Origin of the sequence: Micrococcus sp. HSID17227, assembly GCF_003989405.1 — a bacterium.
GTDB lineage: Bacteria > Actinomycetota > Actinomycetes > Actinomycetales > Micrococcaceae > Micrococcus > Micrococcus luteus.
This window is the reverse complement of the sequence record NZ_RBLN01000020.1, coordinates 1-20,529: the sequence shown is the minus strand read 5'-3', so window position 1 is coordinate 20,529 and position 20,529 is coordinate 1. Positions and strand designations below refer to the sequence as shown.

General features: G+C 70.0%; 21 protein-coding genes. 5 read left to right on the top strand and 16 right to left on the bottom strand.

The features are described from left to right. Positions 1 to 506 (bottom strand): MauE/DoxX family redox-associated membrane protein (locus D8M29_RS02495; RefSeq protein WP_305034210.1); only part of this gene is annotated, 506 nt, incomplete at its 3' end. A gap of 184 nt (positions 507 to 690) precedes the next feature. Between D8M29_RS02495 and D8M29_RS02490 the strand changes: the two genes are divergently transcribed. Next, positions 691 to 1,218 carry a DUF2505 domain-containing protein gene (locus tag D8M29_RS02490; protein ID WP_127435630.1) on the top strand — a complete coding sequence of 176 codons (528 nt, stop codon included), beginning with the start codon at positions 691 to 693 and terminating at the stop codon, positions 1,216 to 1,218. 83 nt (positions 1,219 to 1,301) lie between these two features. Beyond that, positions 1,302 to 1,877, top strand: a complete 576-nt coding sequence (locus D8M29_RS02485; protein ID WP_119217478.1) for a low molecular weight phosphatase family protein — start codon at positions 1,302 to 1,304, stop codon at positions 1,875 to 1,877. Between the two features lie 47 nt (positions 1,878 to 1,924). On the opposite strand, the gene pth is transcribed toward D8M29_RS02485, so the two are convergent. The 3 genes from pth to D8M29_RS02470 form a co-directional block, all read right to left on the bottom strand. After that, on the bottom strand, positions 1,925 to 2,500 hold the full coding sequence (gene pth, locus D8M29_RS02480; RefSeq protein WP_127435006.1) for an aminoacyl-tRNA hydrolase: 576 nt from the start codon (positions 2,498 to 2,500) through the stop codon (positions 1,925 to 1,927). 7 nt (positions 2,501 to 2,507) lie between these two features. After that, positions 2,508 to 3,131: a 50S ribosomal protein L25/general stress protein Ctc gene (locus tag D8M29_RS02475; protein ID WP_127435007.1), complete on the bottom strand. Its 624-nt coding sequence runs from the start codon at positions 3,129 to 3,131 to the stop codon at positions 2,508 to 2,510. Between the two features lie 185 nt (positions 3,132 to 3,316). After that, positions 3,317 to 4,627 carry an O-antigen ligase gene (locus D8M29_RS02470; RefSeq protein WP_238692750.1) on the bottom strand — a complete coding sequence of 437 codons (1,311 nt, stop codon included), beginning with the start codon at positions 4,625 to 4,627 and terminating at the stop codon, positions 3,317 to 3,319. Positions 4,628 to 4,795: 168 nt separating this feature from the next. On the opposite strand from D8M29_RS02470, the gene D8M29_RS02465 reads away from it, so the two are divergent. Next, complete coding sequence (locus tag D8M29_RS02465) at positions 4,796 to 6,199, top strand: polysaccharide biosynthesis tyrosine autokinase (protein WP_127435008.1); 1,404 nt, start codon at positions 4,796 to 4,798, stop codon at positions 6,197 to 6,199. A 60-nt stretch (positions 6,200 to 6,259) separates the two neighbouring features. Here the strand turns inward: D8M29_RS02465 and D8M29_RS02460 are convergent, their stop codons facing one another. Genes D8M29_RS02460 through D8M29_RS02440 form a run of 5 tightly spaced genes read right to left on the bottom strand, consistent with a single transcriptional unit; the run spans position 6,260 to position 11,566 of the window. Further along, positions 6,260 to 7,675, bottom strand: coding sequence for a bifunctional dTDP-4-dehydrorhamnose 3,5-epimerase family protein/NAD(P)-dependent oxidoreductase (locus D8M29_RS02460; RefSeq protein ID WP_127435009.1), 1,416 nt, complete (start codon positions 7,673 to 7,675; stop codon positions 6,260 to 6,262). 13 nt (positions 7,676 to 7,688) lie between these two features. Continuing rightward, positions 7,689 to 8,684: a dTDP-glucose 4,6-dehydratase gene (gene rfbB, locus D8M29_RS02455; protein ID WP_153239423.1), complete on the bottom strand. Its 996-nt coding sequence runs from the start codon at positions 8,682 to 8,684 to the stop codon at positions 7,689 to 7,691. A gap of 33 nt (positions 8,685 to 8,717) precedes the next feature. Then, positions 8,718 to 9,674: a hypothetical protein gene (locus D8M29_RS02450; protein ID WP_127435011.1), complete on the bottom strand. Its 957-nt coding sequence runs from the start codon at positions 9,672 to 9,674 to the stop codon at positions 8,718 to 8,720. 51 nt (positions 9,675 to 9,725) lie between these two features. Next, the gene (locus D8M29_RS02445) at positions 9,726 to 10,697 is read right to left on the bottom strand and encodes a glycosyltransferase family 2 protein (protein WP_127435012.1); all 972 of its coding nucleotides are present in this window, start codon (positions 10,695 to 10,697) and stop codon (positions 9,726 to 9,728) included. Next, positions 10,694 to 11,566, bottom strand: a complete 873-nt coding sequence (locus D8M29_RS02440; RefSeq protein WP_127435013.1) for an alpha-1,2-fucosyltransferase — start codon at positions 11,564 to 11,566, stop codon at positions 10,694 to 10,696. The genes D8M29_RS02445 and D8M29_RS02440 overlap by 4 nt, the downstream gene beginning before the upstream one ends. A gap of 119 nt (positions 11,567 to 11,685) precedes the next feature. Between D8M29_RS02440 and rfbA the strand changes: the two genes are divergently transcribed. Both rfbA and D8M29_RS02430 read left to right on the top strand, forming a co-directional pair. Further along, positions 11,686 to 12,555: a glucose-1-phosphate thymidylyltransferase RfbA gene (gene rfbA, locus D8M29_RS02435; RefSeq protein WP_127435014.1), complete on the top strand. Its 870-nt coding sequence runs from the start codon at positions 11,686 to 11,688 to the stop codon at positions 12,553 to 12,555. A gap of 22 nt (positions 12,556 to 12,577) precedes the next feature. Then, the gene (locus D8M29_RS02430; protein WP_127435015.1) at positions 12,578 to 13,570 is read left to right on the top strand and encodes a glycosyltransferase family 1 protein; all 993 of its coding nucleotides are present in this window, start codon (positions 12,578 to 12,580) and stop codon (positions 13,568 to 13,570) included. Positions 13,571 to 13,585: 15 nt separating this feature from the next. On the opposite strand, the gene D8M29_RS02425 is transcribed toward D8M29_RS02430, so the two are convergent. The 7 genes from D8M29_RS02425 to D8M29_RS02395 form a co-directional block, all read right to left on the bottom strand. After that, the gene (locus D8M29_RS02425) at positions 13,586 to 14,473 is read right to left on the bottom strand and encodes a capsular polysaccharide synthesis protein (RefSeq protein ID WP_127435016.1); all 888 of its coding nucleotides are present in this window, start codon (positions 14,471 to 14,473) and stop codon (positions 13,586 to 13,588) included. Positions 14,474 to 14,544: 71 nt separating this feature from the next. Then, the gene (locus D8M29_RS02420; protein WP_127435017.1) at positions 14,545 to 15,207 is read right to left on the bottom strand and encodes a hypothetical protein; all 663 of its coding nucleotides are present in this window, start codon (positions 15,205 to 15,207) and stop codon (positions 14,545 to 14,547) included. A gap of 238 nt (positions 15,208 to 15,445) precedes the next feature. Further along, on the bottom strand, positions 15,446 to 16,561 hold the full coding sequence (locus tag D8M29_RS02415; protein ID WP_127435018.1) for a glycosyltransferase: 1,116 nt from the start codon (positions 16,559 to 16,561) through the stop codon (positions 15,446 to 15,448). A gap of 10 nt (positions 16,562 to 16,571) precedes the next feature. After that, a complete protein-coding gene (locus tag D8M29_RS02410) occupies positions 16,572 to 17,534 on the bottom strand; it encodes a glycosyltransferase family 2 protein (RefSeq protein WP_127435019.1) in 963 nt (320 codons plus the stop codon). Further along, positions 17,531 to 18,589, bottom strand: coding sequence for a glycosyltransferase (locus D8M29_RS02405; RefSeq protein ID WP_127435020.1), 1,059 nt, complete (start codon positions 18,587 to 18,589; stop codon positions 17,531 to 17,533). The genes D8M29_RS02410 and D8M29_RS02405 overlap by 4 nt, the downstream gene beginning before the upstream one ends. Then, positions 18,586 to 19,731 (bottom strand): acyltransferase, encoded by a 1,146-nt coding sequence (locus tag D8M29_RS02400; RefSeq protein ID WP_127435021.1) that lies wholly within the window; start codon positions 19,729 to 19,731, stop codon positions 18,586 to 18,588. Before D8M29_RS02400 ends, D8M29_RS02405 begins: the two co-directional genes overlap by 4 nt. Next, positions 19,728 to 20,529 (bottom strand): glycosyltransferase (locus D8M29_RS02395; protein WP_127445783.1); only part of this gene is annotated, 802 nt, incomplete at its 5' end. The genes D8M29_RS02395 and D8M29_RS02400, both read right to left, overlap by 4 nt.

Here is a 20,529-nt window from a genome sequence, read left to right as displayed (position 1 = left end):
CCGGCCAGGAACGCGGCGGTCGCGAGCAGCACGGACACGAGCAGGGCCCACGCCCACGCCCCGGCGCCGAAGGCGGTGAGCGGCTGCCAGGCCAGGCCCGCGCCGTGCACCGCCAGCGAGACGATCCCCTCGGCCAGGGCCAGGACGGCGAGGGCCAGGAAGACGACGTTGCGGACCACGGTGGTGCGGGAGATCGGGGCGGCCGAGGCCTCGCCGAAGCATCCGCACGAGACGCCGTCGTCCTGGGCCCGGACCACGAGCGCGAGGAAGGCGGCGAAGAGGGCCACGGCCACCAGGCCGACGACGGGACGCAGCAGGGTGAAGGGCTGCAGGAGGGCGGCGGCGAGCAGCAGCTCGAGCCAGGGGAACGCGCGCGCCAGGCTGGGGGCCGCGAACGGGCGGGGCACCCTGAGTCGGGTGAACGTGGCCTGCACGTCCTCGCCGGAACGGAGCTTCGCCGTCCCGCTCAGGAGCATGATGAGGGCCACGGCCCAGAGTGCCGACATGGCGGACACACCTTCCAGGGGGTTCACGAGGGGTCGCGCGGCCGGTCCCGGCACCGTGCGCGGGACCCGGGTCGCGGAGGCCAGCATATAAGGTGAGGAACGGACGCCCATCGCCGTCGGCGAACCGGTGCCGGCCCTCTCATGGCCCGCCGGGCGCGGCCCGACTTGACCCCGAGGAGACACCGTGGCCTTTTCCGCTCAGCAGTCCATCCCGCACCCGCCGGCGGCCGTGGCAGCCGCCCTGGCGTCCGAGGACTTCCACCGTTCCGTGGTCGAGTCCTTCGGCGGCTCCCTGGTCTCGTTCTCCGTGGAGGGCTCCCCGGAGGGCGCGATGACCGTCACCGCCGTGCGCTCCCTGCCCGCGGACCGTATCCCGGACCGGGTCCCGGACATGGCCCGCAAGCTCATCGGCTCCGCCCTCCAGGTGGAGCAGGTGGAGCGCTGGGACGCGCCCGCCGCGGACGGCTCCCGCGCCGGCACCACCACCATCACCGTTCCCTCCGCCAAGGCGACGGCGGACGGCTCCCTCCGCCTGACCGCCGCCGGTGAGGGCTCCCAGTTCTCCGTGGACGGCACCCTCGTCTGCCGGATCCCGCTGGTGGGCTCGAAGCTCGCGGCGAAGGCCGAGCCGATGGTCGGCAAGGTCGTCAATCGTCAGGCCCGGGCGCTGTCCTCGTGGCTCGAGCGTGACGGCGGAGCCGCGCGCAGTTGATCTCGTTCGCCCGTCGCCCGGCGCTGTCGAGCTCGGCTCCGCCTGCCCGGCGGGGGCGCCGGGCCCTTCCCTCGCCGGACGCCGTGCTCATCGTGTGCACCGGCAACGTGTGCCGCTCGGCCTATGCGAGCCGGGCCCTGCAGGGCCGGCTGGCGGTCCTGGCCCCCGGCCGGGTGGAGGTCGGCAGCGCCGGCTCCCAGCCGAACCAGGCACTGACGGTGCCGCCGCCGCTCGTGCGGCTCGGCGCCGAGGCCGGCGTCACCGGGCTGGAAGGCCACCGTCCCGCAGCGTTGCAGCCGTTCATGGTGGCGGAGGCGGATCTCGTGTTGGCCGCGGCTCAGGAGCACATGCGCTTCGCACTCCAAGAAGTGCCGCAGGCCGTCGCGCGGGTGTTCACCGTGCTGGAGCTCGCGGCGCTGGTCCGCGCGATGGACCAGCGGGACGGGCGGGACTGGATCCCCGCCGGTCGCGGGGTGCGTGCGTTCGCGGCGGAGGCGGCCCGCCACCGGGCCCTCGCGCGGTCGACCGCCCAGCCCCTCGACGTCGTGGACCCGTTCCGCGGGCCGGTGGAGGGGTACGCGGAGATGATCCAGATCATGGATCCCGCCCTGGAGACCATCGCGGATGCCCTGGCCCGCGCCGTGACCCCGACCCCCTGAGCGTGGGGCTGAGCCCCCGTCGAGGACGTCCGCCCGGGGCGGGAGACTCAGTGGAACGCCTGCTGGGCGGCCTCGAGCCCGTCCGTGACGAGCTTCTCGACGGCGTCCGCCGCGCGGTCCACGTGCAGCGGCAGGACGTCCTGCTCGGGCTTCGTGAAGGGGCGCAGCACGAAGTCGGCCACGTCCATGCGGCCCGGGGGCCGGCCGATGCCGACGCGCACGCGGGCGTAGTCCTTGGTGCCGAGCGAGGCGGTGATGGACTTCAGGCCGTTGTGGCCGCCCTCTCCCCCGCCGCGCTTGAGGCGCAGGGTGTCGAACGGGATGTCCAGCTCGTCGTGGACCACCACGAGGTCCTCGGGTCCGATCCCGTAGAAGGACGCCAGCGCGGAGACGGGGCGTCCAGAGACGTTCATGTAGCCGGTGGACTTCGCGAGCACGACGCGCGGTCCCCCGATGCCGAGGCGACCCGTAGCCACCACGGCGCCGGCCCGGTGGCGGGTGAACCCGACCCCCATGCGGGAGGCGAGCTCATCCGCCACCATCTGGCCGACGTTGTGACGGGTGCGCTCGTACTCGGGCCCGGGATTGCCGAGCCCGACGATGAGCGTGGTCCCCGTCGTCATGGCGTGATCAGTCCTCGGAGCCCTCGGACTCGCCCTCGGCAGACTCGGCGGCCTGCTCCTCCTGCACGGACTCGTCGCCGAGGTCCTGCTCGACGACCTCCGAGACGGTGGCGATGACGATGTCGTCCTCGAGCTGCAGGGTGGCGCCGGCGGGGACCTGCACGTCCGGGGCGTACACGTGGTCGCCGGCCTCGCGGCCCTCGACGGAGATGGTGACGGCCTCGGGCAGGTCGGTGGCGTCGGCCTCGACCGGCACGGTGACGTAGTCCAGCACGTAGTCGTTGCCGGGGGCGACCTCGCCCTCGACATGCACGGTGACCTCGACGATGACCTTCTCGCCGCGGCGGACCTCGATGAGGTCCAGGTGCTCCACGGTGTCCTTGATGGCGTGGCGCTGGATGTCCTTGGGCAGGACCAGGTGCTCCTCGCCGGCCTCGTTCACGACGGTGAGCAGGGCGTTGGGGTTGCGGACGGCCAGGGTGGTCTCCTGGGCCGGCAGCAGCAGGTGCACGGGCTCCTGGCCGTGGCCGTAGACGACGGCGGGGATCAGGCCGGCGCGGCGGGCCTGGCGGGCGGCACCCTTGCCGAAGTCGGTGCGGCGGGTGACCTTGATCTTGAGCTGGTCAGACATGATGCGTCCTCCTGTGGGGGTCTCGGCCGCGCAGCCGGGGGCGGCGCGGGATGCGGCCAGGAGGGGGCTTCAGTGCCGCAGCGGGTCAGCACGCTGACGCGCGGCGGCGGCCTCGTCGATCACGGAGCGCGCGCTCCCTCGCCTGGGCAACCTGGACAGGATAGCACCGACGCCGGCGGGCCGGCTCAGACGCCTGCACGCCGGGACCGCTCCACGATGCGGTCCAGCTTGCGGCGGTGAGCCCGCTCACCCGCAGACACGCCGTGGGATTCGTCGTCCTCCTGGGCGCTCAGCAGCAGGCCGCAGCCGAGCACGATGGCGCCGAAGATCGTGATGAACACCTCACCGAGCTGAAGGGAGGTGACCAGGATGATGACCGCGGCGGCCTCGACGGCCACCCGCGACGGCGATCGGTGCGTCCGGGCGAAGGGCCGCAGGCACAGCCACAGGTAGGCGCCCACCACCACGATCAGGAACGGCCAGCCGCCCTCCACCAGCAGCCCCAGATAGGAGTTGTGGAAGAACATGGTCACGTTGTCCAGATCGACGACGGCGGTGGAGAGCCCCTGGCCGAAGAACGAGGTGTCGGCCACCTTCTCCGCGGACGCCTGCTGGATCTCGGCCCGGAACCAGTCCGTGCCGGTGCGGTCTCCGAAGATGCCGAGGTCGGCCAGGTTCTCCTCGGCCCAGCTGACGAACCAGCCCATGACGACGGCGAGTGCGATACGGAGGACCCGCCCCAGGTAGGGGCTCACGAGGATCCACACGACGGCGCAGAGCAGACCGGCCATCGAGGTCCGCGAGCCGGTGAGGAAGGTCAGGGCGAAGCCGGCACCCAGCACGAGGAGCTTCGGGCCCATGCGTTGCATGGTGGCCACGAGCAGCACCGGCAGGAGCGCATAGAAGAGGCCGGAGACGTTCTTGTCCCCGAGGAAGCCGGTGAGGTAGCCCCCGTAGGTGTCCGGGGCCAGGCCCGCGTAGAAGAGGGGCACGTTGATCAGTGCTCCGGCCGTCATCCCGTAGAGGACGCCCTTGATGTCGATCCTCTCGCTGGCGATGGCGTAGATCAGCAGGATCAGGAGCGTGATCCTCGTGGCGCGACGCGTGGGGTCGAGGTCGTTGTGCACGGTCACCGCGACGAGATACGCCACCAGGACCAGTGCGACGAGGGCCAGCACGCCGTAGTGGGAGAGGTCCCGGCGGGGCTGCCGGAATGAGGCGAGGAGCAGCAGAAGGATGGCGGAGAACTCCGCGAACGGGATCGGCAGGCCGGGAGCGGTGAACGCATCCATCACCAGGCCGATGGCCAGCACGGCCTCGAACAGCCGCGGTGAGGCCGGCGTGACCAAGGGGTTCCACGGGGAGCGGGTCCACGCGGCCTGACCGTCCGGGACGAGGCCGAGTGAGGCGTGACGCCTGGCAGGCCGGGCCTCGGGTGGCGCGACGGCCCCCATGGCGCGGGCAGCCGTCCGGTCACGGGGCGTGCTCGGGCGCATGGTGCGGAACCTTTCATGGACGCCGGGCGATACTCGGCTCAGCGTAGCGCGGTGGCGTGCCTCGTCCTCGGGCCCGGCAGACCGCACGAGGGGTCTTGGTACCGTGGACCGCGCGTGCCTCGCCCACGACGGCCCGCGCATTCCCGTCCATGACCCCCGAGGTGCTCCGTGACGATCGTCGACTTCTTCCGCCTGCTGCGCGCCAACCTCCTCCTGCTGCTGGCGGCCGCCCTCGTGGGGGGTCTGCTGGGCTGGGGCTACTCCGCGCTGCAGCCCCGGATCTACGCGTCCGAATCTCAGGGGTTCCTCGCCGCGCGGGCTGCAGATCAGAGCCTCATCACCAGCAACCTGCCCGCCGAGAGCCGGGCTCAGGCCTACGTCGCCCTGATCAACAGCGAGGCCGTGCGTGAACGCGTGGCCCAGGACACGGGGCAGGACGGCGACGGTTCGCTCTCCGCGGTGCTCGTCCCCGAGTCCAGCATGATCAAGGTGACCGCCACCTCGACGGATCCCGAGACCGCCGCGCAGCTCGCGAACAGTGCTCTGCAGGCGACGGCGGACGTGGCGGCGGACGTGGACAAGAACAGCCCGTTGGAGGTCGTGCCGCTGTCCGACGCCCGCGTGCCCTCTGCCCCCGTGAGCCCTGACACCCGGCGCAACGTCCTCTTGGGCGTCGTGGCCGGACTGGGTGCGGGACTCGCCATCGCCGTGCTCCGTCGTCTCCTGGACGTGAAGGTGCGCAGCCGCGCCGACGTGAAGGAGATCACCGGCGCCGGCGTGATCGGCGCCGTTCCAGAGAACGCGTCCCTGACTCGCACGGGCGAGGAGGCCGTGGACCTCGATCCCCGGGCCGGCGAGGCCATCCGGGCGCTGCGCACCAACCTCAAGTTCGTCTCCGTCGACGAGCCGCCCCGCGTCGTCTCGTTCACGAGCGCGGACCCCTCCGAGGGCAAGTCGACCGTCGCCTCGAATCTGGCCCGCGCCCTGGCCCTGGCAGGCGAACGGGTGCTCGTGGTGGACGCCGACCTGCGGCGCCCCCGGCAGCACGAGCTCTTCCAGGTGGCGGGCGACGTGGGCCTGTCCGAGGTGCTGGCCGGTGAGGTGCAGCCGGACGACGCCCTCGCGGCCACCGGAATCCCGAACCTCACGCTGCTCCCCGCCGGCCGGACGCCCCCGAACCCGTCGGAGCTGCTGGGCTCGAAGCGCATGCGGGCCCTGCTGAAGCTGGCATCGGAGGACTTCTTCGTCATCGTCGACTCCCCTCCCCTGCTGCCCGTCACGGACGGCTCCCTCCTGGCCACGGCCGTGGACGGGACTGTGCTCGTGGTGCGTCAGGGGCGGACCCGCAAGGACCACCTGGAGGCGGCTGTGGAGAATCTCGCCGCGGTGGACGCGCATCTGCTGGGCGTGGTCATGAACGGCGTCGCGCGCTCCCAGCGCGGCGGCGGCTACTCCTATGGCTACGGGTACGAGAGCACGTACCACAAGTCCCACGAGAAGTACCTCTCGAGCGTCGGTTCGTCCGCGAAGAAGGGGCGGCGTTCACGCCGCAAGGCCCGCACGCGTAGCTGATCGCCCCCACGCACGAAGCCCCCGCCGAAGCCGGCGGGGGCTTCGTCGTGCGAGACGGGGTCAGCGCCTCAGGTACGTGCGCAGGCGTTCGCGCTGGTCCGGGGCGGTGTAACCGACGGCGGCCAGGGGCCCGAGGTCGAGGGCGCTGTTCGTCGGCCGCGGGGCCACGCCCTCCTTGCCGGCCAGGTACGCGGCGGTGGTCGTGGCGGAGACGCGCGCGGCGTCGTGGCCGGTGTCCTCGAAGACCCACCGGGCGACGTCGTGCCAGGTGACCATGTCGCCGCTGTTGGTCATGTGGAACGTGCCCGTGGGCGCGTCCGTGGTGACCAGGTGCAGCAGGGCGTCGGCGAGGTCGTCGGCGAAGGTGAGGCGGCCGTGCTGGTCGGCGACGACGGCCGGGTCGATCCCGCGCTCGGCGAGGGAGGCCATGGTGGCCACGAAGTTCTTCCCCTCCCCGATCACCCAGGAGGTGCGGACGATCCAGTGCCGCGGCACGGTGCGCACCGCAGCCTCGCCGGCGGCCTTCGACTGGCCGTAGACGCCCAGCGGCGCAAGCGGGTGGTCCACCGGGTGCTCCTGCCCCACGGGGAGGGCGCCGTCGAACACGTAGTCGGTCGAGACGTGGGCCAGGGGGACGCCGGCCTCGGCGCAGCGGCGGGCGAGCTCGGCGACGGCGGTCGCGTTGACGGCCCAGGCCTGGGCCCTCCCCTCGGGCGCCTCGGCGGCGTCCACCGCGGTCATGGCGGACGCGTTGACCACGGCGCGCAGGCCGCGGAAGTGCTCCCGCGGCCACGAGGCCGGATCGGTCATGTCCCACGTGTCCCGGCCGTGGGCCTCGACCGGGATCCCCGCGGCCTCGGCGCGGGCCACGAGGGCGCGGCCGAGCTGGCCGCCGGCGCCGAGCACGAGGATCGGGGCGGGCGGCATGGGGGTGACGTCCGCGAGCATCGGGTGGGCGCGGTCCTTGTCCGAGAGCTCGGCGTCCTCGAGCGGGATGGGCCAGGCGATGGCCGCCGTCGGGTCCGCGAGGTTGAGGAACGTGTACTGGCCCTGCGCGTCGGCGGACCAGTGGTCGTTCACCAGGTAGGTGTAGGCCGTGTCCGGCTCGAGCGTCTGGTAGGAGTTGCCCACCCCGCGCGGCACGAAGACGGCCTTCTCCGGGCCGAGCTCCACGGTGGCGACGGCGCCGAAGGACGGCCCTTCGCGCAGGTCCACCCAGGCGCCGAAGATCCGGCCGTGGGCGACGGCCACGTACTTGTCCCAGGGTTCGGCGTGGATGCCGCGGGTGGTGCCGACGGCGTCGTTGAAGGAGATGTTGTTCTGCACCGGGGCGAGCGAGGCGAGGCGGGGGTGCTCGGCGGCGAGGGCACGGATCTTCTCCCGCTGCCAGTTCTCCTTGAACCAGCCGCGGTTGTCCCCGTGGACGTCGAGGTCGAGGACGAGCAGGCCGGGGATGGCGGTCTCGGTGATGCGCATCAGCGGTTCTCCCTCACTGGCCCTGGGCGCGGTACGTGGCCTCGACGGCGTCCTTGGCCGGGCGCCACCAGGCCTCGTTCTCGCGGTACCAGCGGACCGTGTCCGCCAGACCGGCGCGGATGTCCGTGAACTGCGGCTCCCAGCCGAGCTCGGTGCGCAGGGCGGTGTTGTCGATCGCGTAGCGCAGGTCGTGGCCGGGGCGGTCGGCCACGAGGTCGTAGTCGTCCGCGGGGCGGTCGAAGAGCTCGAGGAGGATCTCCACGATCTCCCTGTTGTTCCTCTCGCCGTCCGAGCCGATCAGGTATGTGCGGCCGATCTGGCCGCGTTCGAGGATGCGCAGCACGGCCGAGGAGTGGTCCTCCGTGTGGATCCAGTCCCGGACGTTGACGCCCTGACCGTAGAGGCGGGGGCGGACGCCGTCGATCAGGTTGGTGATCTGGCGCGGGATGAACTTCTCGATGTGCTGGTACGGGCCGTAGTTGTTGGAGCAGTTGCTCAGCGTGGCCTGCACGCCGAAGGAGCGCACCCACGCGCGCACCAGGTGGTCCGAGCCGGCCTTCGAGGCCGAGTACGGGCTGGAGGGGTTGTACGGGGTGGTCTCGGTGAACTTCGCCGGGTCGTCGAGCTCGAGGTCGCCGTAGACCTCGTCCGTGGAGACGTGGTGGAACCGTCTGCCGTGCTTGCGGACCGCCTCCAGGAGGACGAAGGTTCCGACGATGTTCGTCTGGATGAACGGCGAGGGATCGTTCAGCGAATTGTCGTTGTGGGACTCCGCCGCGTAGTGCACGACGGCGTCCGACTCGGCGACCAGGCGGTCCACCAGGGGCGCGTCGCAGATGTCCCCGACCTCGAGAGTGACGCGGTCCTCGGGCAGGCCGGCTAGGTTGTCCCGATTGCCGGCGTAGGTGAGCTTGTCCAGGACGACGACGTCGTGCCCGGTCTCGCGGACGACGTGGTGGACGAAGTTCGAGCCGATGAACCCGGCGCCGCCGGTGACGAGGATGCGCATGAGCTTCATACTCCCATGTGGACAGCGGAAAGGTCAGCGGTGGCGGATGCGCGCCAGTGCACTGCGGGCACGCAGCCGGATGGTCTGAGGAGAGCGAGCCAGCTTGTCACGGTAGACGTCTCGCTGACGTTCCATGTTCCCCAGTCGCTTGAGGGCCGGGTCCACACGGCGACCCGCGACCACTTCCTCAATGGCGTCCTGGAGCTTGTGGGCGTAGTCCAAGTGGTTCGGCACAGGTCCGTCCATCAGGGACGCGAGCTTCGGATTGTCCGCGGCGATCTCCACCCGACAACCGCACTGCCTGCCCTCGAGTACGGCTCTCTCCCCACCCCCTTGGAGCTCGCAGGGCACCAGGAGATTCTTACTGCGGTTGTAGTACTGGGCGAGTTCGGCCTGCGACACGTGGTCAATGAGTTCCACTCCGTCCGCCAACAGAGCGTCGCGCCGCATTGGATCCGCGGTGGCCAGATCGCCGATGACGATACGACGACCTCGCTTCTCCAAGAGTCGCTCGGGGCGCTTGAAAGGAGCGACACGTCCGACGAAGAGCCAGTCGATGTCCCGCTCCTGACGCATGTCACCCATGACTGAGGTGTCGATCCCGAATGCCTCGACGGCGAAGGGGTGGCCCGTGATGAACTGGGAGTACCAGGGGGTCTCGTAGAAGACGACGTCATAACGCAGGGACTGCAACTGCGTGGCGGGCGCATGAGACCCCGCCACGATGAGGCCACAGGGACGACCCGTGCGAGCGAGGACGTTGGCCGCTGCCGCGTCCGGGTACCAACCCCAGTCGCTCCGAACCAGCACGAAGTCCGCGTCAGGGATTCGGGACGCCTGGGTCTTGTGATCTGGGTTAGCGGGATGGACGTTCAGCCATTCCACGTCGTGGTGGGCTGAGAGTTCTCCTATCGCCGCGGAGAACCCGTCCTGGTCGTTGCCGAAGGCGGAACTGATACGGGGCAATGCGTGGACGAGATTAATTTTCATGGATTGATGCTCCCATTCAGAACGAGATCGCAGACCCCGTGCGTCTACGGCCTAGAGATCACTGTCGAGCGAGCTGGGCGCCGAGTAACCCAAGCCGATCAGAGGGCGAGGGCTGCGGCGGAGGACTCGGTGTCGAAACCATGCCCGCGACAGCCCAGTGGCCACCGCCGCACGCAGGCCGAGGGCGGTCCAGTTCCTGTCCCGACGCCCAGCAGCCATCAGCACTGCCGCCACCGCCGTGCGTGCCAACTCCTCGGCAGGATTCGGCAGGGCGGATTCCCGCTCCAACCCGTAACGGACGACGTCCAGAACATGGCCGTTGGTCTGGCCCAGCGCCCGCTTCGCTTCGGCCCGGAAGGTCGGGATGACGCGGTACGCGATCCGGACAGCGGGAGCATGGTCGACGGTGATGCCCAGGCGGTGTGCCCTCAGACCGAAGTCGTTGTCTTCAAAAGCAGTCCCGTGCGACTGATCGAAGCCCCCAATGGCCTCGAACGCCTGACGTGTGCATCCGAAATCGCAGCCCATCACCACCGGGAATGCCTCGTGCAGACTCCCAGGCCTGACCGGCTCCCAACCGTCCGTGTCCCGTGCCCGTGCTCGGACCTCCTCGACGTCGCCGCGCATCTCCTGCTCTGACATGGGCGTCGCGCCTCCACTCCAGAGGAATGAGGTCTCAAAGGCGCGCTTCCCACTTCTTATCCACCAGCGGGAGACGACATCGTCGGCGTCCGCGAACATCAGCAGATCGGCGCGAGCTTGGCCGGCACCGACGTTGCGTGCGTAGCCCGGACCCTGGTGCTCCGCGGCCCTGACCACACGGAGGGGATAGGAGGCCTCCGCGGCAAACGAGCGGGCGACCTCACCAGTCCCGTCCGTGGATCCATTGTCCACGACGATGACCTCGAAGTCCGGTGCGTCCGATTGCGTGTTCAGGGCCCGCAGCTGGACAGGAAGAAGCGCACGCGCGTTGAACGCAGGGATGACTACAGAGATGTCAGGCCGTGGGCCACCACCGATCATGATGCCTTCCCAGATCGAACTTCGTCTTCGACGGTGGACCGGAACTCGTCGTCCGGAATCGCGACCCACTGGGGCATCAAGAGAGAGGATTCCCCCATGTTGTACAGGCGATTGAAGTGGAGGGGCGCCTGGACGGACCGCGGTCTTTCAGCCGGCGGGAGCGCGCTGGCCAGGTAGCCGCCCCAGTAGGAGAAGGTGGAGTTCGCCAGGATGAGGTCTCGGCCGGCCGCGATCTGGGCGAGGTCCCCGAACATGTCGTGCGGGCCCGGGAGGGCAGTCAGCTCCCCGTGCTCCCGCAGGAAGGAGAGGTTCGCCCGGCACCAGTCGACGTCATCGGAGATGAGCGTGATCCTGCGGTCCGGGGCGCCAGGCACGCGCTCGATGGCCACCCTCACGTACCCGGCGATGTCGAAGCCGTAGTTCCTCCGATGCTCCGGAACGGAGTAGTAGTCGCCCCTGCGGACGTTCACCACGACGGTCTCACGGTCAGCCTCCGCCAAGCGGGCCGCCAATCGGGGACTGCTCAGCAGGACCTCGCGCGCGAAGTCGGTGAGGTCCCGGAAGAACCAGTCGTGGTAGACCTGCTGGCCCCATTCGACGGTCCTGCGCTGACGCAGGCCGACCTGCTCCTCACGGACCGTGAGGGCGCCCAGCGCTGGGAACTCGGCAATCCACGGGTCCATCTTCGGCTTGTGCCGGACGAGCCAGGGACGGCCGGTGCTCCTCTGTCGAGCCCACGCCGTGGCCCACAGGTAGAGGAAGTTGCCGCCGTTCATGGGCTCGGCGCCCCAGATCACAGAGGGATCCTGAGTGCGCACCAGGGTCAGGGCCTGGGCTTTGAGGCGCCCGAGGACAGCTGGGGTAGGCATGGCGCTTATCCTACCCAGGCCACCCCATGTCGCCCGAGGTGCGGCCGAGCGCGGATCGCGCGCCCACCAGGGCTTTGAGGATCCCCCGTCGCCCCGGCCACCCGGCTAGAGTCGGCCCCATGAAGGGCATCATCCTTGCCGGCGGCACCGGCTCGCGTCTGCATCCGATCACGCACGGCATCTCAAAGCAGCTCGTGCCCGTGTACGACAAGCCGATGATCTACTACCCGCTCTCCACGCTCATCCTGGCGGGCATCCGGGACATCCTCGTCATCACCACCCCCCACGACGCGGAGCAGTTCCGGCGGCTCCTCGGTGGCGGGTCCCAGTTCGGCATCACCCTTACCTACGTGCAGCAGCCGTCGCCGGACGGCCTCGCCCAGGCTTTCATCCTGGGCGAGGACCACATCGGAAACGACCGCGTGGCCCTGGTGCTCGGTGACAACATCTTCTACGGACCCGGCATGGGCCAGCAGCTCCGCCGGCACACGGAGGTCGACGGCGCCACGGTGTTCGGCTACTGGGTGGCGGACCCGACCTCCTACGGCGTCGTCGAGTTCGATGCCTCCGGCAAGGCCGTGTCCCTCCAGGAGAAGCCCACTCAGCCCAAGAGCAACTACGCGGTGCCCGGCCTGTACTTCTACGACAACGACGTCGTCCAGATCGCCAAGGAGCTCAAACCCTCCCCACGCGGCGAACTGGAGATCACCGATGTGAACCGCACGTACCTCGAGCGGGGCAAGCTCAACGTGGAGGTCCTCCCCCGCGGCACGGCCTGGCTGGACACCGGCACCTTCCACGACCTCAACGACGCGTCCAACTTCATCCGCACCATCGACTCCCGCCAGGGGCTCAAGGTGAGCGCCCCGGAGGAGGTCGCCTGGCGCCAGGGGTTCCTCAGCGACGACGAGCTCCGCGAACGCGCCTTGCCGCTGGTGAAGTCCGGCTACGGCCGCTATCTCCTCGAACTCCTCGAGACCGGCCGCTGACTCCGGGCGCCCGAGGACCACGATGAACCTCGACATCCTCTACGTCCGCCCGGAGGGCTCCGGCTGGGGTCCCGTCACCGAGCTGGTCGCCCTCACCGCGCGGCTCTTCGACGCCCGCGTCCTGGAGGTGGACGACCGCGGGGAGGTCTCGCGCGTCCGCAAGGCCGCGAGCGCCCTGCCCCGCGGGCGCCGGAGGCGCGGCAGCCACCTCCTCATCGTGGCGGCCAACCCGGCGGCGGCCGCCTATATGGCCCACCCCAGGCTCTGGTTCCCGGGATATGAGAGCGCGGCCGCCTGGATCATTGACTCGTTCTGGACGGACCGCACTCCGCGGATCCTGCGCGGTCGCCCGCACGTGGACCACCTCTTCATCACCGATCCGGACCTCACTGGCGAGTGGGGCGAGCTGACCGGAAAGCCCGTCACCGTCCTGCCCTGGGGCTCCGACACCACGCTTTTCCCGGACGCGAGGGACGACCGCCCCGTGGACTTGCTGCGGCTCGGCCGGCAGCCCGCCGCGTGGGACGACGACGCGGTGACCATGGCCGACGCGCGGGCACACGGACTGGTGTTCGCCGGGCGTCCGCCCATGAATACGGACCTAGGGCGGAACCAGGTAAACGTCCGGGAGGCGCTGAGCCAGGCAAAGACGGTCCTCGCCTTCTCCAATCTCGTGAGCCCGGCGGCCTACACTCATCCTAGCCGTGACTATCTCACCGGTCGCTGGACGGACGCTCTCGCCGCTGGCTGCTTGGTGGCAGGCACTGCCCCTGCGGCGGCGGCGACCACGCTCTGGAAGGGCGCGACTCTGGAGATCTCCCCGCTCTCCCGGAAGGACTCCTGGAGCGTCCTTCAGGCCGCCGCCTCATCCTGGACACCGGCCTCCGCCCTAGCCTTGCAGAGGCAGGCGCGGTCACGGCTGGACTGGCGCATTCGCCTGCGGGACATGTGCGCGGCGATGGATTGGCCGGTGCCTGAGAACCTCAGCCGAGAGCTTGCGCACGTCCTGGACTAGTCCATGACCGCGTGGTCAGCGATACGCGGTGAAGTCAGGCCGGATGCCCTCGTCTAGGAGAATGCGGTTCGGATACTTCAGCTGCAGCGGTTGGAAGACCTGGGACTGAAGAACGGTCCAGGGAAGGGGGTACCCGCCCGACTGACCGAAGGGATCGACGGCTGGTCGTCGCCTGAGTGCACGACGGTAGTAATCGAGACGGTTGTTGACCTCGTCGAACCAGTCGGCCGTGAACGGGGTCCCGCTCCGGGCGATGAAGGCCCCGTTTCCCGCGAGAGACGCGTATCGGCGTCGTATTGCCCGTCCAGTCGGAGACTCAAGATACGCGGCCTCATGTGAGGCCCTTTCGGGATACCCCAGAATCCACGCGGAAGGGGAGTCATTCAGTTGATCAAAGAAGGGTGTCCAGTTCTGCCTGGACGCCTTGAGGTCCGTATACCCCCCGCCGTGGTGATGCATGAAGTAGCACCGCAGGTAGTCGGACCGGTGGTTGAGCGACAGGTGTTCGTAGGCGTCGTGGAGCGGAGAGCCGGCCACGACCCACGCGTCGATGTCTTCCGGTCCAAGCAACACGACCTCGATGCCCTCCTGCATGGCACGCAGGTTGTCCAGGCTCCTTCTGCGATTTTCCGACATCTCGTTGCGCCCGGTCCACAGTACGAAAATCCGCTTCGGCACTGTACGCTGCGCGTCGTCCTCGGTCACCCCATCCACGCCTCGCTCGAGGAAGTTCTCGAACTGCGCTTCTCCATCCCTCATCCGCAGTCGGGTCAGCGCGATCTGTTCTCCTTCGAGGCCGACGGCAACCGGGTAGAGAAGCCTGTCCCTCAGAGCCACACGGGCTCGCCGGGCGGCTTGTGCAGAGCGGTGCTTTCCTTGCTTCATGGTCTCTATGAAGGGCATGTGCACCAGGTTATCCCGCAATAGATTCGATTGGTGGACCGACCCGAGGGGCGTCAACGATGCGGCATGCTTTAGCGGTAGCCGGTACGGGAGAAGTCCAAACGCGCATCGTTGCGGACATGTGCCATGTACTTGAGCTGAAGGGGAAGCAGAACGGTGGACCCGATCTCCGTCCAGGCCAGGGGATAGCCAGCGACTTCGTCGCCCACCCCTCCAGGATTGATGCTGAGTTCGAGCGCGGCGCCGGTCATCCGCTGTTCGATCTCCATGATCCATTCGTGGGTCAGGGGGGAACCCGCTCGAGCGATGCCGGCGGCCATGTTCGCCACCCGACCCCAGTGGGTCCAGAGGCGCCGCCCAAGCTTGCCCGGGACCATCGGGAGGTCGGTCGGCGCAGGTTCGGGTGCGCCGACGTACCAGAGAGCGTGATCGTCCTGGACGCGGTCGAAGACCTGGGCCCACGAGTGGATCGGTTCCTTGATGTCCATGTAGCCGCCGCCGTGATGGTGCAGCAGATAGGCGCGGAGGTAGTCAGACCGATGAGAGAGGGACAAATGTTCGTAGGACGGGTGGAGGGGGTGGCCGGGGACGATCCAAGCAGCCAGATTGCTGGGCGTCACCAGGACGACGGGCACTCCAACGACCGCACGCAAGGTCGCCAGATTGCGTGTCCTGTTGGGAGTGAGGTCGTTGTCACCCGTCCAGACCACGAACACTCGGCGGGGAACGGTCACAGACGGTCGCGAATCACTCGTTGACCGAGCGATGAAGGTATGTGGAAAATCTCGCACGTCGAAGTCATAGGGGTGACGGAGAGCTCGGCGGCCTACGACACGATAGACCTCCCCCCGGAGCCGTAGGACCTGGAACCGTGTCTTCTGTTCCAGGATCCACAGACGATGCTTCGCTGCCCGTAGATAGTCCACGCCCATCACCATGTGCATCCCACACTCTCACCCACGGTTTTTCCCCTCATCCCAGCTGAACGACGAGGCGGCGTATGTGTCGCCCGAACTCCTCCTCGGAGAACCGCTCGGCGTGCGCCTGCATCGCCGCCCGGTCCCAGTCATGCGCCAACAGACGTTCCACTCCGTCGGCCACCGCATCCACCGTCGCCTCGTCCACGAATACCCCGTTGACGCCTTCCACGATGGTGTCCAGGTAGCCGCCGGCGCGCAACGCCACGGTGGGCACGCCCCACGCGCTCGCCTCGAGCGGCGTGATGCCGAAGTCCTCGTGGCTCGCGGCGATCAGTGCCGTCGCGTGCGCGTACGCCCAGCGCAGCTGCGCGTCGGTGAGGTCCTGGCCGAACACCACGTCCTCCCCCGCCATCGCCCGCAGCCGGGCCTCCTCCGGGCCCTTGCCGATCACCACGAGCGGCCGCCCTGCGCGGGCCGCTGCCTCGATGGCCACGTCCACGTGCTTGTACGGCATGAGCCGCGCGACCGACAGCAGGAAACCGTCCTCCGCCAGCCGCTCGGCGCCGGGGATCGGCTCCTGCGGGCCATCCGTACTCACGGAGTGCGGCGGGAACACCAAGTCCACGCCGTCGAGCCCGTAGACGTCTTCGATCCGCTCCTTCACCACCGTGGAGTTGGCCACATAGCGTGATCGGCGCCGGACGGCCGCGCGGTCCCACCTGCGCAGGCCCGGGCGAAGCACGCGGGCGATCCGGCCCTTGAGGCTGTTCCGGCCGCCCTCGCCCAGGTAGTCGTCCAGCAGGTAGACCCAGCGCGCCGGGGTGTGGCAGTAGACGAGCGTGGCGCCGTCGTAGCGGAATCCGTGCGCCCAGCCGGAGGTCGAGACGACGGCGACCGGTTCCTTCACGTGCATCAGTGAAGAGGCCAGGGGCAGCAGCGGCAGTGCCCTCCGCGGGTCCTTCCGCAGCAGCCCCACCCGGTTCAGGGGTGAGGTGACGATGTGCGCGTCCTTGAACTCGGGGAAGGTTCCCTCGGGGTCGTAGAACGTCGTGTAGATGGGCGCGTCCGGCCACATCCGGTGCAGGGCAAGCACCACCCGCTCTGCCCCGCCCTTCTGGGTGAGGTAGTCGTGGGCGATGGCGATCCGGCCGCGTGTCGTGTCGGTCATGGTGCTCCCCTCAGAACTGTCGGCGGGCACGCCCCGGCCGGGTGCGTCCAGTCTCCGCGGCGGCTTCGACCTGCAAGGCGATCAGCTTTCGTGCGATCAGGGCTGGCAACACGGCAGCGGCACGCTCGACGACGGCAGAGCTGTACTGGATCGTGCGCTCCGTGCTCAGAGCGGCCACCGCCCGCACGGCGGCGCCCCACGGCCCGCCCGGGGCGCGGTCCCCGCCGAGTGCGTCCGCCCCGTGCTTGGCGATGAAGATCTGCCGGGCGGACCCGGAATGCAGAGCCCGGCGCGCCTTGGTGTAGGTGGTGACCGCCGCCGCGTGGTGACGGGTCTCCAGCTCCGGCCGGATCTCCACCGGATACCCGGCGACGTGGAGGCGGTAGCCGAAGTCCACGTCCTCCCAGCCATAGCGGCGGTAGTCCGGGTCGTAGCCGCCGAGCTCCGCATGGAGGGTGCGGGGCACGGACACGTTGCCCGCCCAGTGCCGCCACTGCTGCTCTGCCGGAAGGGCATAGGCATGGCGACGGTGCGCTTCGTCCTGGGCGTCACCGTAGACGCGCTGATAGGCGGAGTCCGGGAGGACATTGGCCGTCAATCCGATCACGCCGCCAGGCCCGCCCGAGTGCGCGGCCACGTGGTCCCGGATGTAGTGGGACCCGGGCTCGAGATCGTCGTCGGCGCGGATGAGGATACGGCCGGACGTCGCGTCGGCCCCTGCGTTGAGCGCAGCGACCCGTCCGCGGTTCTCAGAAAAGACGGTCCAGCTCAGGTCCAGGCCCGGGCGTTCCGCGGCCAACTGCCCGAGCACCGCTTCCGACCCGTCCACATCCCCGTCCACGACCACGTGGACCTCGAACGGCGGGGCGTCCTCCTGCGCGGCGAGAGCGCCGATCAGGCGCGGCAGCCGCTGAGCACCGCCCCGGCTGGGGACGATCACGCTGGCCTCGGGGGTCAGGGGCGTCTCGGTCATGAGTCCTCCGCGGGAGTCATTAGGGACAGGTCATTCAGGAGCTCGGCGACGGCGGCGCGGCCGGCCTCGGGGGAGAACAGCGACTCCCAGCGGCGCCGCTGGGAGTGGGCCACCGCGCCCAGATCGACAGCGCGCACGGCCCGCAGGCAATTCGCGAGTGCGGCAGCGTCCCGCTGCGGAACAACGAAGGGGTGAGCGCTGCCGACCACCTCGGGAACGGCCCCCGCATCGGAGGCCACTACCGGAACGCCCGCCGCCATCGCCTCGGCCGTCACCAGGCCGAAGACCTCGGCCCACTGCGACGGCACGGCCAGCACGTCCACGGTGGCCAGGAACTCGCCGGTGTCCTGCCAGCCGAGCACCTGGACGTCCTCACCGGCTGCCTTCAGGGCGGTGGCGAGCCGGTCGGCCTCGTCCTCCGCCACGAATCGGCTCTCCCCCGCGATGCGGAACACGAAAGCACCCGGGTCGGTCTTCCGCAGCAGCGCGGCGGCCTCCAGCAGGGTGAGGATGCCCTTGTCCTCGGACAGCCGTCCGAGGAAGCCCACGGTCACCGGCTCATCGGCACCGCGGGCCCGCCCTGCCTGCGGCGTCGTCGGGCCCGGAACCCAGTTGTGGAGCACGCGGGCCCCGCGGATGCGGTCCGCCGCGAATCGGGACGGCGCGAGGACCGCGAGCGCACCGGGACGCGCCAGGGCGGAGAACACGCGCAGAAGCGGCTTCTCGGGCACCTGGTGCAGGTGCACGATCCGGCGCGGCCGGCCAGCCAGGGCCGTGGCCGGCAGCAGCCCGTTGCACCAGGCGACGTCGTCGTCGCCGCGGCCACGCTCCCAGGCCCGGAGAGCGCGCATATACCCCAGTCGTCCGAATCCACCCAGGCGGACCACGTCGAAACCGTCCGCGGCCACGCGATCGGCGGTCTCGGCCGGGTGCGCCGGGGCCACGACGCCCACGTCCCGCCCGAGCTCGCGCAACGCCGTGGCGAGATGGTGCAGCATCACCTCGCCGCCGCCCACCTCACCCTGGTTCGCCAGGATCCAGATGCGACCGGTCATCGGGCCGACCCCAGGGATCGGGGATGTCCGGTGCGCGCGTCCACGACGGAGCGGACGCGGGTCAGCCCCCGCTTGGCCGCGCGGCCGAGGTGCTCCTCACCGTACTTCTGCAGGGCCCAGGCGAGCACGGAGACCACGGCCAAGGCCACGAGCATGGCCATGTTCCGGCCCACATACGGCCAGAGCGCGTGGATGATGATGTATCCGGGGATGGCGTGGAGGATGTAGAGGGAATAGCTGATCTTCCCGTACCACTGGACAGGGGCCAGGAGCAGCACGGACGTCCTCTCCCGCAGCATCACCGTGACTGCGAGGAGCACCACCACGAGGACCTCGAGGGCCAACGGCATCCCGCGCATGACGAACGTGCTGCCCACCGCGGACATCGCGGCCGCCGCGACCCAGCCACGGTGCCGCCCCGTCTGCCGCGCGATGTACAAGGCCATCCCCAGCACGAACAACGGGGCGTACTCGGCCACGGTGGCGTTGTTGAGGAGTTTCACCCACATGGGGTCCCGCTGAGGGTCCGAGCCCACGTGCGGCGCGGTGAACAACACAACGGCCCACGAGATCACCGACCACGCGAGGCTCCCCCACAGCACCACGCGGTCCGAAAGGCGGCAGCGCGTGAGATACAGGAGGACCAGGATGATCACGTAGAACTGCATCTCCACCGCGAGCGTCCAGTAGACGTCCACCACGTTGTCCACGCCGACCCACCGCTGGACCATCGTCAGGTTGACGAGGGCCTGGCCCCACGTGAAGGGGAAGCCGGGCACCGGATGCAGCAAGAGCAGCACCACGGCGAACACCAGGGAGATCCAGTACGGCGGATAGAGCCGGGCCGCTCGGGAGATGGCGAAGTCGCTCGGCCGGTTGGCCCGCCGGGCGGACATGAAGATGACGAAGCCGGAGATGATGAAGAACAGCTGCACTCCCGCCGCGCCCCAGGCCGCATCGTGGAACGCGGCGGGATCCTGCGGGTAGTGCGAATTGTGGGCACCTGTGTAGTGCGAGAACACCACGGCCAGCGCCGCGATCCCCCGAAGACCGTCCAGCTCCCGGAACCGGGGACCCGGCACTCGCTTCTCGGCCGGGGCCACCGAGGCCGCCCCCGGCTCGTTCGGGCTCGCCGCGGTCATCGGTGCCCGCCCTTCCCCACCCGGCGCCCGAGCACCTCGAGGGTCGCCTCGGCGGTCGCCCGGGCCATGGTCTCCACGTCGCCCACGCGCACCTCGCCCGGGCCGTCGGCGGCGGCACGCATGACGGCGTCGGCGATGGCCGCCGGAGTGGTCTCGTGGGCCAGGCGCTCGGGGGGCAGGATCTCCCCGTTGCCGCCCACGTCCGTGGCGACGGCGGGCAGGCCCGCGGCCGCGGCGTCGAGCAGGGTGTAGCTGAGGTTCTCCCACGCGGAGAGCTGCACCAGCACGTCGTGCTCGGCCATGGTGCCCCACGGCTCCACGAAGCCGGGAAGGTCGACCGCATCCGCCACACCGAGTGCCTCGGCCTGGGCGCGCAGCTCCCCCTCCAGGGGGCCAGCGCCGGCCAGCGTCAACCGCGTCCCGGGGTCCCGCTCCAGCAGGGCCGGCAGCGCGGCGATCAGCCGGTCGAGGTTCTTCTCGGGCGCCAGCCGGGACAGGGAGAGGATCCGCAGCCCCTCCCCCGGTGCGCGCCGCTGCCCCGCGGCCGCGGCCCGCACCGCGGACACGTCCACCCCGTTGCGCACCACGGTGAGGGGCGCCCCCGAGCCCCACTTGCGCCGGAGCACGTCCGCGGTGGACTGCGCCACCGCGACCACGAGGTCCGTGCCGCGCAGCCGGGCGCGGTGCGCGGCGTTCTTCACCCGGGCCGCCGCGGCGCGGTTGTACAGCCCGTCGTCCGGGGCGATCCCGTGCTCGGTGCTGAGCAGCGCCGGGGCACCGGCCCGGCGCGCGGCACGA